The sequence below is a fragment of the Alishewanella sp. BS5-314 genome (assembly GCF_025377695.1).
In the GTDB taxonomy this organism is placed as follows: domain Bacteria; phylum Pseudomonadota; class Gammaproteobacteria; order Enterobacterales; family Alteromonadaceae; genus Alishewanella; species Alishewanella aestuarii.
Map to the genome: position 1 here is coordinate 2,618,082 of NZ_JACEHJ010000002.1, position 11,654 is coordinate 2,629,735.

General features: G+C 51.7%; 6 protein-coding genes and 1 pseudogene. 1 reads left to right on the forward strand and 6 read right to left on the reverse strand.

What is annotated here, in order from left to right; translation table 11 throughout:
* Window positions 1-3: 3 nt before the first annotated feature.
* Window positions 4-2,535 carry a glycoside hydrolase family 3 protein gene (locus tag H1D31_RS16705; RefSeq protein WP_261259970.1) on the forward strand — a complete coding sequence of 844 codons (2,532 nt, stop codon included), beginning with the start codon at window positions 4-6 and terminating at the stop codon, window positions 2,533-2,535.
* A 52-nt stretch (window positions 2,536-2,587) separates the two neighbouring features.
* Here H1D31_RS16705 and H1D31_RS16710 read toward each other — a convergent pair.
* The 6 genes and pseudogenes from H1D31_RS16710 to H1D31_RS16735 form a co-directional block, all read right to left on the reverse strand.
* Window positions 2,588-3,652: pseudogene (locus tag H1D31_RS16710) on the reverse strand (family 16 glycosylhydrolase); the annotation flags it as partial.
* Between the two features lie 93 nt (window positions 3,653-3,745).
* Window positions 3,746-5,236, reverse strand: a complete 1,491-nt coding sequence (locus tag H1D31_RS16715; protein WP_261259971.1) for a tryptophan halogenase family protein — start codon at window positions 5,234-5,236, stop codon at window positions 3,746-3,748.
* 13 nt (window positions 5,237-5,249) lie between these two features.
* Window positions 5,250-6,248, reverse strand: a complete 999-nt coding sequence (locus H1D31_RS16720) for a cupin-like domain-containing protein (RefSeq protein ID WP_261259972.1) — start codon at window positions 6,246-6,248, stop codon at window positions 5,250-5,252.
* 1 nt (window position 6,249) lies between these two features.
* Complete coding sequence (locus H1D31_RS16725) at window positions 6,250-6,957, reverse strand: SapC family protein (protein WP_261259973.1); 708 nt, start codon at window positions 6,955-6,957, stop codon at window positions 6,250-6,252.
* 10 nt (window positions 6,958-6,967) lie between these two features.
* A complete protein-coding gene (locus tag H1D31_RS16730; protein ID WP_261259975.1) occupies window positions 6,968-8,569 on the reverse strand; it encodes a tryptophan halogenase family protein in 1,602 nt (533 codons plus the stop codon).
* Between the two features lie 60 nt (window positions 8,570-8,629).
* Window positions 8,630-11,590, reverse strand: a complete 2,961-nt coding sequence (locus H1D31_RS16735) for a TonB-dependent receptor (RefSeq protein WP_261259977.1) — start codon at window positions 11,588-11,590, stop codon at window positions 8,630-8,632.
* Window positions 11,591-11,654 lie beyond the last annotated feature (64 nt).

Consider the following 11,654-nt stretch of genomic DNA (forward strand, 5'->3'; position numbering starts at 1 on the left):
CGGATGAAGATAAAAAAAACCGCTATGGCTATGTTGATGCTCTCGGCCAGTGGCAGCCTGCTGCTGGGCGCCTGTAGCGAGGCACCGGCGCCGGTGGCGCCTGATAATGCAGCCAGCTCTGTCTGGCCACAGCTGAAATTGCCGGTGGCACAGGATCCGGCGATGGAGCAGGCGATCAGTGAGCTGCTGGCGAAGATGACGCTGGAGCAAAAAATTGCCCAGATGATCCAGCCGGAAATCCGCGATATCACTGTCGAAGATATGCGCAAATACGGCTTTGGCTCCTATTTAAATGGCGGCGGCGCTTTCCCGAATGACAATAAATACGCCACCCCGGCCGACTGGATTGCCTTAGCCGAAGCCATGTATCAGGCGTCGATGGATACCAGTGGCGATGGCATTGCCATTCCAACCATGTGGGGCACCGATGCCGTGCACGGCCACAATAACGTGATTGGCGCGACCATTTTTCCACACAATATCGGTTTAGGTGCCGCGAATAATCCGGCGCTGATTGAACAGATCGCCGAAGCCACCGCACGCGAAGTGATGGCGACCGGTATCGACTGGGTGTTTGCGCCGACCGTGGCCGTAGTACGCGATGATCGCTGGGGCCGCACCTATGAAAGTTACTCCGAGAATCCGGATATCGTACGCGATTATGCCGCAGCTATCGTGCGGGGGTTACAGGGCGCTGCCGAACAGGATTTTCTCAGTGAGCGGCGGGTGATCAGTACGGTAAAGCACTTTGTCGGCGATGGCGGCACTACCGGCGGTGTCGATCAGGGTAATACCGAGGTCAACGAAGAAGAGCTGTTCCGCATCCATGCTCAGGGTTATGTCGGCGGTTTAGAGGCTGGCGCCCAGACAGTAATGGCGTCTTTTAATAGCTGGAATGGCAGTAAAATTCATGGCGATCGCTACCTGCTGACCGAGGTACTCAAAGAGCGGATGGGTTTTGATGGTTTTGTCGTCGGCGACTGGAATGGTCATGGCCAGATCCCGGGTTGTACTAATGATAACTGCGCCCAGGCAGCAAATGCCGGCCTGGATGTGTATATGGTGCCGACCGCCGCCTGGAAGCCGCTGTATTACAATCTGATTGAGCAGGTAAAAACCGGCGTGATCCCAGAAGCGCGGATTGATGATGCCGTACGGCGTATTCTGCGGGTAAAGAAACGTGCTGGCTTATTTGATAAGCCAAGCCCGGCACAGCGCCCACTGGCCGGTCGTACCGAGTTAATCGGTGCGCCAGAACACCGCGCCGTAGCCCGCGATGCCGTGCGCCAGTCGCTGGTACTGCTCAAAAATAACGAGCAGTTACTGCCGCTGAAACCACAGCAACGTATTCTGGTCACCGGCCCTGGTGCCGATAATATCGGCCAGCAATCCGGCGGCTGGACCATCAGCTGGCAGGGTACCGGTAATACCAATGAAGATTTCCCGGGCGGCACCTCGATCTATGGCGGTATTGCCCGCCAGGTTACGGCAGCCGGTGGGCAGGTTGAGTTATCAAGTGATGGCAGCTTTACGGAAAAACCCGATGTCGCTATCGTGGTCTTTGGCGAAGAACCCTATGCCGAAGGCAATGGTGATCTGGATAACCTCGAGTATCAGCGCGGTAATAAAACTGATCTGGCGCTGCTGCAACAGTTAAAAGCGCAGGGCATTCCAGTGGTGTCACTCTTTATCAGTGGCCGGCCTATGTGGGTCAATCCGGAGCTCAATGCCTCTGATGCCTTTGTTGCGGTCTGGCTGCCGGGTAGTGAAGGCGAAGGCGTAGCCGATGTGATCCTGCGCAATGCCGCTGGTGAGGTGCAATATGATTTCCACGGCAAGTTATCCTTCTCCTGGCCAGCGACACCACAGCAAAGTACTGTCAATATTGGTGATGCTGACTATCAGCCGCTGCTGCCCTATGGCTTTGGCCTGCGCTATGGCGATGCCAGCACCCTGAGCAATACGCTGTCAGAGGATAGTGGTGACGATGCCGCCAATAGCGAGCTGGTGATCTTTGAACGCGCACCACGCTCACCCTGGCAGTTACAGCTACTGAGTGGCGCAGAGCGTAATGGCGTAACCAGTAGTGTGCAGGAGTTTGGTGCTATTCGTAGCCGTACCTTTGATAATCAGGTACAGGAAGATGCCCGTCGCTTTGAATTTAGCGGTAAAGCGAATGCCGGCCTGAACTTCGGTAGCCCTTTCCCACGGGATTTGCGCGCCTTTGCCAGTGCCGACAGTGTGCTGACACTGCAGCTAATGCGCCGTGGTGCCGTACCAGAACAAGTCGCGCTAAGCATGAGTTGTGGCGAAGCCTGCCGTGGTAGTCAGAATATTGCGCCTGCGCTGGCCGCAATGCCGGAAGGCGAATGGCAAACGCTGCAAATCAGTATCAGTTGCTTACAACAGCAAGGGCTGAATCTGGCGCAGGTATTTAATGTGCTGACGATAGAAAGCGCCGGCGAATTAAACCTGAGTTTGGCTGATGCGCGGATCCAGCGGGGTAGCGAAAATACTGCGCAGGCTTGTCAGTAAGATCTAAACACCCACCAACAAAGGCGCCGTTATGGCGCCTTTTTAACTAGAAGGGGAGCGGCGCTAAGCCAGGTACCAGCGTATCCGCATCCAGATAGCCGGCGCGGAGCGTTGCACAACCAATGCCGGTATCGGGGTTGACCTGACATTGGTATACCCTTACCCAGTCCACTTCAAGCGTTTGACCGCTCGCAAAGGCATCAGCGTCAATACCGAGGTTATTGACGTTTTCCGGCCAGTTACCACCCACCGCCAGGTTCAAAATAAGGTGAAAGCGTTGATCAAAGGGTGCCGCGTTATACTGGGTTTCCCGTTTGCCGGTGGCACTATTTAAGTACTCGGCAAACCAGCCACGATGACTTAAGCCGATTAACTCACCCTTGCTATTGGTACTAAGGCGCGAAGCTTGCTGTGTTTGGTACAGGTAATTATTGATATACCAGCGAATTTCACCTTGCTGCCATTCGATAGCATAGGTATTAAAGTCATCAGCCGGGTTTGCCTCATTAGGCAGCCGGTACTCTTTGCCGCTATAAACATTGTCCGGCCAATCGCGGCCATAATGTAAAGTACCGTGCACCCGCGATTCGATGTTGCCTTCGGCATCCCGGGTTTTCAGATTGACGGCTTCAACAATATCAATCTCACCGGACTTCGGCCAACCGCCATAAACCTCGTCCGTCGGCAACATCCAAATCGCTGGCCAGGCGCCCTGACCGGCCGGCATCTTAGCGCGGACTTCTATGCGACCATATTTCCAATCGCCCTGATATTTGGTATTCAAGCGGGCTGAAGTGTATGGCAAGGGCGCACCGTCGGCCGCTGGTTTGGCGACAATCTTCAGGGTGCCGTTCGAAACAAAGGCATTTTCCGCCCTGTCGGTGTAACACTGCTGCTCCTGATTACCACCACCACGGCAATCGATCTCAAAGGTCCATTTACGCTGGTCGACACTGCTGCCGTCAAACTCATCACGCCACACCAGCTTCCAGCCACTGACCGGTTTGACGGTGTCGCTAGCGGTAAAATCGGAGCCGTTCTTCAAATCCCCGCTGCAGCCGCTCAGCCAAACGGCCAGTAAAACTGCACCCATTGGTGCCGTTGTTTTTATTTGCATGGTTATACCCTGGATACCTGCTTTCCACTGTTTAAGGTCACCATGCGACAGGGCGTTTTCCGGGCTGTCGCATGGTGCAGAAGATACAGCCGGTTAGACTTTTATTGCCGGACAGTAGCTTTGCAAAAAGGTGTGATGACTCGGCAACTGAGCGACAAAGCGCTGATTTTGCATCCTAATTTGCGACAGGAAGTGATTAAGCTCTTCCTTACTCATCTGCTCAACAATAGGATGATATTGCTGCGGTGTAATGCCTTGTCCGAGCATCACTTGTGTCCAGGAGTTTTCACCAAATAACTCGTTTGGCACCTTAAATACCCGGCCGGTTTCCCTGAACAAGCGGATGCGGTGTGCCAGTGATTCAGGGATCGGCATATTTTGGCAATAACGCCAGAACCCAGTGTCCCGGCGCGCCGTCACATGATAATGCAGAATAATAAAATCCCGGATATTCAGCACTTCATGTTCCGTTTGTTGATTAAATTCATCAATATCAGCCTGACTGATGCCATTTAACGGAAACATTTGCAGCAGCCGGACAATACTGCGTTGGATCAAATGAATGCTGGTTGATTCCAGCGGCTCGATAAAACCACTGGCCAGGCCCAGAGCGACACAATTTTTGTTCCAGTGCTTACGGCGCATTCCGGTACGGAATTTAATAACCCGCGGCTCTGTCAGCAAGTCACCATTGATATTGGCTAGTAATTCGGCTTTTGCCTGATCATCTGACCAATACTTACTGCAATACACCATGCCGTTACCGACACGGTGCTGCAACGGTATTTGCCACTGCCAGCCGGCACCATGGGCGATAGAGCGGGTATAGGGTACCGGCTCACGCGTCGCGCGCGTTTGCACAGCGATAGCTGAATCACAAGGTAACCAGTGGCTCCAGTCGTCAAAGCCGGTATGCAGGGTTTGTTCAATCAGCAGCGCCCGAAAGCCGGTACAGTCAATAAACAGATCGCCGGCAATACGTTCGCCATCGGCCATCTGCACAGCGGTGATATTGCCAGTTTGCTCACAGGTTTCTACCCGGGCAATTTTGCCTTCAAGCCGTCTTGCGCCATGCTGCTCTGCCATAGCACGTAAGAATTTGGCATATAAGCCAGCATCAAAATGAAAGGCGTAATTTAAGGAACGACCCGGTAAGTGGGCAAACTTGTTAGCTTTCGCCGCCAGCAGCTCCGGACAATAATCGCCGTAGTCAGCGGCCAGCTCCAGTTGCTGACCTTTTAACCAAAAATGTTGAAAACCCGCCGCCCAACAGTCCTGACCGGTACTGCCAAAGGAGTGAATATAATCCAGCCCTTGATCACGCCAGTTTTCAAATTGAATACCCAACTTAAAGGTGGCCTGGGTAGCGGCCATAAATTCCGCTTCGTTAATGCCGAGTAGTTTGTGTAACGTTAATAACGGTGGAATGGTCGCTTCACCCACCCCCACGGTGGCAATCTCATCACTCTCGATCAAACAAATTTGTAAATTTTTGCCCATTAATTTGGCGATAGCAGCAGCCGCCATCCAACCTGCGGTGCCACCACCGGCAATCACCACTCGCTTAACTGCTTGCGATTGCATATGAACCTCGTCGTTATCGGTTTAATTTATTTAATAGCTCAGCCCGTATTTGGCGGGCTAAAGGTTCGGAAAGCGGCCCCTGCACACCACGTAAATGGGCAGGAATATGTTCAGCTTGATCGTCAGCAAACACATAGTGTTCAAAATGTGCCCGCCAGGCCGCTTTTTGCTCGTCAGGTAAGGCCTTGATACTCAACATCGCCAGCTTTAACGCCAGTTGCGGGCTGGGTGCATAGCCCGGACTATCCCGCCACCAGTAATTCATTAGCACATTGAGTGAGCTCAGCGCTTCAACATGGTGCCACCACATACTCGGGATGATTAACGCATCGCCGGGCCGTAACTCTATCACCTGCGCCTGTGCCATAGCGGTGGCAAATTTGGGAAATCGCTTCAGATCCGGATTGGTAAAGTCGACTAGGCTAATGGCCTGGCCGGCCGGCGTTACATCAAGTGGACCAATATATAAATTGGCTAATTGCTCAGGTGGAAACAAGGTAAAACGCCGGCGCCCAGCCAGCACTACCGCCAGGTTTTGCGGCAGATCAGCGTGCGCGGCAACACGACTCTGATTACCTAACCATAGGCTCACCAATGGATTATCAGCATGCTGCGCCAGCGCCGGTACCTGCTGCTGTTGTAACCAATGCGGGAACCAGCGCGGGATAAAGGTCGACCCAACATACCAATGCTGACCACTATCTGACGCAGCCAGCAGCTGTTCAAGGGTGGCATGTACCGGTTGAAAGTTAAAACCGCTAAAGTCCGTGTTGTAGAATACCCGGCCGCCACTTTCGGCACTACTTGTATAGGCCGTCAGCGGTTCGCCGCTATAGTGGCTCAATAAGTAATCACTGATTGCGGCCGTGCCTTGTTGAGCAGCGCTGACTGCTGGCCAATGCGCAGCAAAGCCTGGCAAGTACAGTGGTTTGACACTATTCAGGGTGGTGATATCAATGCTATCCGCAGTCACTCCGGACAGTGTCGCGACCGGTTGTGCTGCAGACCACATCTTAGTTCGCTACCCGCTGTTGATTTTTCAGGCCGATTAGGCGCGCGAATTGCGCTTGCGAGGCTAACATCATATAGATTGCCTCTAAATAACCTGTCTGTTGTAACTGCAGTAATTGCTCGCCCGTCAGCTGCGCCAGACGCGGCTCGTTGATGGTGTAAAAGCCATGCAAACTATACTGCTGACCATTGTTTAAGGTGACATCAAGCACAAAGGATTCAATCAACTCCAGAGCCAGCAACTGCTGACAAAATTGCCGGGCGTCAGTCATGCCATGGTGCAAGGTTTCCAGTTGCGCCGCGACTTGCTGTAAATACGGGCTATGACCACCTAATTCCAAAAATAACGCCTCTCCCTCGGTACTACTCACTCTGGGATGCGCCGTATCAAGGTGGATAACGCGCTCTCCCTGTTGTAAGCCGATGGTAAACGGCTGCCGTGCCATATCTAATGGCAGATAACTCACCTGCCAGCCTTGCTGGTTAACGAACAGATTTTCCCCGGGTTGAAAACCCAGCAACAGCACCGGCATAAACTGACCAGTATTACCGTCTTTGTAAAACAAGATAGGGTAATAGGCTTGAGCAGTACGAAACTCGGCCGGGAAACTCAAACAAAACATTTGGTTATCGCCAAGCTGCAGACTACGCTCGGTACGGATTTTGACGCCAGGATGGTCAACATTATTGAGTAATTCGATACTAGCCATCTGCTCCCCTTTAAATTTTTTGTAAGCCATGGGCTTTAATTTGCTGTAATAATTCGCGATTACTGACCAGGCCAGCCATAAGTTGCTGGGTTTTCTGTTGTACTTCGGCAAAAGCCTGATTAGCACGAAAGCTGGCTTTAGTCGGCCGTTCGCTGGCAGGGAAATGCCGCATGCCATACAAAATATACTGATAACTGGCAGCAGGAAATAACTCTTCCGCCATCGGCAAATCATAGCGGCTTGGCACAAAGTTTTGCCACATCGCTAACTTTTCCTGTAACGACGCGGGAATAGACGTTTCTGCACGCTGGGCTAACCAATAATCACTGTCGGAGCGCGTCGACAAGACATAATGTAACTTTAAAAATTCGACAATTTGCTGCCAGCGGTAGCGAAACGTCTGATTAAAGCGCGCACCGACAATGTCAAGTTGCGCCAGGCTGCGCGGTAATTGCTCACTGATAAACTTGGCAGACAGTTCAACCATTACCAGAGCTGACGCCTCCAGTGGCTCAATAAAACCCGCAGCCATACCCACCGCAACGCAGTTATGCCGCCAGAACTGCTGGCGGTAACCCGGTGTGAAACGGATCGTTCTGGGTTGGTAACGGGCACTGAACTCTTGTTCTGAAAGTTGCAGGTACTGGGCAAGGGTGCTCAACGCCTGTGCTGCATCGGTATGACCACTGTGATGAACAAAGCCGACGCCACGCCTGGTAGGTAAACCGATATCCCAGACCCAGCCTTGTGCTTGCGCAGTAGCAAGGGTTGCCGATGCAATGGGCGCCTGTTCATCATCGTAGGGCACCTGTACAGCGATGGCACTATCATTTAGCAAATGCTGCTGTACGCTAAGTAGCGGCGTTTGGTAATGCCGGCCGATTAACAAACTCTGCAAGCCGGAGCAATCGACAAATAAATCACCCGGCAAAGCGCCATGTTGCGTGGTTTGTAAGGCGGCAATACGACCATCTGGGTGACTCTGGATCGCCACTACATCATCGATTATCTGCTGCACGCCCAGCCGCTTGGCATGGTGCGTGAGTAAGGCGATAAATTTGCCGGCGTCCAGGTGATAGCCGTAATTCTGGATAAAGGCATATTCCGGTGTCGCGATCCGTTTTGGTGCCAGACCTGCAGCTATCACGGCAGGTTGACTGGATACCGCAGCGGCAAACTCGACCTGCTGCTGATAGGCAAACCAGTAATCGGCAATATCCAGTTCATTGGTCGCTACCGGAGCGGTAAAGGGGTGGTAATAACAATCTGCTGGTGTATTGCTACGCCATTGCCGAAACACACTGCCTTGCTTAAAACTGGCGTCACAGCTTAGAACGAATTCGGTTTCTGAAATACCAATTCGCGCCAGGGTGGCACGCATTGATGGCCAGGTGCCCTCGCCAACCCCAATGGTCGGCACCGAAGCCGACTCAATTAAGGTCACACTGACCCGTGGATCGGCCTGATGATCTGCCGCCAGTAAAGCAGCCGTTAGCCAACCGGCACTGCCGCCACCCACCACAACAATACTTAACCGCCCATTGGCAAAGGCTGACGCTTTTGCCGCCGCGGTTAACTTATCGGTTGCCTGGGTTTGGGTTGCTTGCATCATGACCACTTCTTTTAAAAAGTAGCCATCTTGCGATGGCTACTGATTCAGGGCAAGAACATCTTAGAAGGTATAGCGGGCTCCAATACCAAAGCGACGTCCGGTTTCAGTATAGTTCACTAATTGCAATGGGTTGCGCTCATGTGAACGTACCGCTTCATTGGTCAGGTTGATGGCTTCAATAAAGAACGTCAGCTGCTCAGTATAATCATAGCTGGCGCTGGCATCCCACTGACCGTAGGCTTCTACGTAAATCGGATTTTGCAAGCCCTGAGCGTTAACCGTTGACGCCAGGAACTTACCCCGCCAGTTATAGGCGATACGGGCTTGTATGCCATCCCGATCGTAGAACCCGACCAGGTTGTAGGTATCGCTCATACCCAGTAGCGCGAATTGCTCGCCTAAACTGAAGTTATCGTATTTAAAGTCACCGTTCACGATGGTTGCGTTAGCAATAACCCCAAAGCCGGTTTCACCAATCAGGTGCTGCACTGCCAACTCCCAGCCATCTAACTTCGCATCATCCTGGTTAACCGGAATAGTGATATTAAAGTTAGCCGGTCTGTCACCGGGCACGCCCAGAATAAAGCCGTTAGCATCAACCGTATCCGGATAATTCTGTCTGATATAGTTACGAATGGCGGTCGCATTGTTACCCACTGCAGCTACCGCTTCGGTATAACGGGCACCTTGCGCCGGGTGTGGCAAGTTGAATGTTGGTTCCGCAACAGTGGTACGGCCGATAAAGTTTTTCGCCTTTTTCCGGAAGTATCCCACCGACATGTAGCTGCCTTCACCGTAGTACCACTCCAGTGATAAGTCGAAGTTAGTCGACTCAAATGGATCTAAGTCTGGATTACCACGAGCTCCGGTGCCGCCATCGATACGCACCAGCGCGTCAAGTGTCTGACCACCCTGGATATCGGCGTAACTTGGCCGCGCAATCGTTTTGCTGACCGAAGCACGCAGAATCACATCATCAATAAATTCCACATTGAAGTCGATGTTTGGCAACAGGTTGGTATAACCACCCGTTAACTCAGTAAAGTCACTTTCACCGGTGCTAATCAGGTTGAACTCGTTGTCACCCGCCCAGGCAATACCGCTGTATACCGGCACCAAAGCACTGGAGGTAACATCGGTTTTTTCATAGCGAATGCCGGTAGTTAAGCCATAAGGACGCGAACCCATCTCACCGGCAAAGTTAAACTGCAGGTAAGCTGCTCGCTGCTCTTCAGTAGTACGGCGATCGGTAGTCATATTTGAGGAGGCACAAAATGAGGTACCACAGTCGCCAACTGCACCCAGAGCGCCATAAGTGTCATTAGCAATTTGACGCAGCGTATTGAAATCCCAACGGAAGAATTCTTTCAGCATATCGCTGCTGGTTGAGGCATTAAAATTATCTGCTAATTGATCAAGCTTAAAGACTGCCGGGTTGATATCGCCGGCAGCGCCTAAACCACCCCAGTTGTCTTGTTGCACGTTAGAAAATGCCGAACGATTGCGAGTTTCTGAACTCGACACACCAAAATCGATGCTGTTTAACAGGCCGGTATCAAACACATAGTTACCGCGCAATTGTAATTGCTCGATATCACTACGCATTTGGCTATTGCGGAACGAGCTACCGGTAATGCGCATATCTTCCCCTCTGATGCCGGTAAAACCCGGCGGGTAAGTTATGGCTAAGGTAGGTAATTTACTATCAAAACGCGCAGTTGTTACAGCACGGACGAAAGTTGCTGTGCCAATCACATTGTTACTACCAAAAGGACTATTCGGGCGCGACACGGCTGAGGAGTCGTGATAATCCAACTCTAATTTCAGGTTATCATTCACTTGCCATTGCGTGTTAAAACCTAATGATTTGTTCTCATTCATGGTCGAGAATTGACCACCGCCCATCGCTAAATCGCCCGGCGCATCGAATCGCTCTGAATAGACAATAGGTGCTGCAACCGGGCCATCACTCCAGAGGCCCGTTGACGGACCAAAGTTAAACCAGGCAGACACATCGTTATATCGATCTGACACCTCATTTTTGGAGTAGGTGTAATCTAGACTCGTAGTAACAGCATCAATAGGTTTGTACTGCAGAACTAACTGGCCATTAGTACGGGTTCTTTCCACTTCGTGAAAAGCATAACCCAGGCTTTGTGGCACAGAATAAATCGAATCTACAGCAGGGTAATTTTGGTGGGCATTAGGGCCATCCGGAATCAAACCACCCCAGTCTGCATTGCCGCCACCCCAGTCAAAACCATTAATATTGCCCGGGAAGGTACGCCAGCCGCCGGTATTAGCCTGTTTATTACCACTATCGCGCTGTTGGTAAGAACCACTGATCGCGACACCAAACTTATTGTCATTAAAGGTGTTACTGTATAAACCTGATAGCTCAGGGGTAATATTGGACCCTTCGTCAGTAGACTGATCCATCACACCTTTAACACCAAAAGTGGCTTTCATACCTGGCGCGTTCAGCGGTTTGGTGGTCAAAATATTGATGGTTGAACCCAGGCCACCGGTTGCGATGCTGGCACGGCCGGTTTTGTATACTTCAACCCCGGCAATCCCCTCGGAGGCCAGGTTGGCGAAGTCAAAAGAGCGTGATGATGACGCTGTTGTGGCTTCCAATGACGAAGCGGGCATTTGCCGGCCATTTAGCATTACCAGGTTAAACTCTGGCCCAAAACCGCGTACGGTAACCCGGCTACCCTCGCCGTTAGAACGATCTATCGCGACACCCGTAATCCGCTGCAGGGACTCAGCTAAGTTGGTATCCGGGAATTTACCGATATCTTCTGCAGAAATGGCATCCACCACGCCTGTAGAACTGCGCTTTACATCCATCGACTTGACTAAACTGCCACGGATGCCAGATACCTGAATAATTTCAAACTCTTCACTGGCTTTCTCTGCTTCCGCTTCCTGAGCATAAGCGGAGGCTAGCACGCTCGCGCCGGTGATCAGTGACAAACTGACCGCTAAACGCGATAGTTTGAAACGTTTTTGATTCATAGTGTTCTCCCGGATTACCTTATCTTTGCGTCGTTTTTAATAATACTGTGACGCTCACATTTAA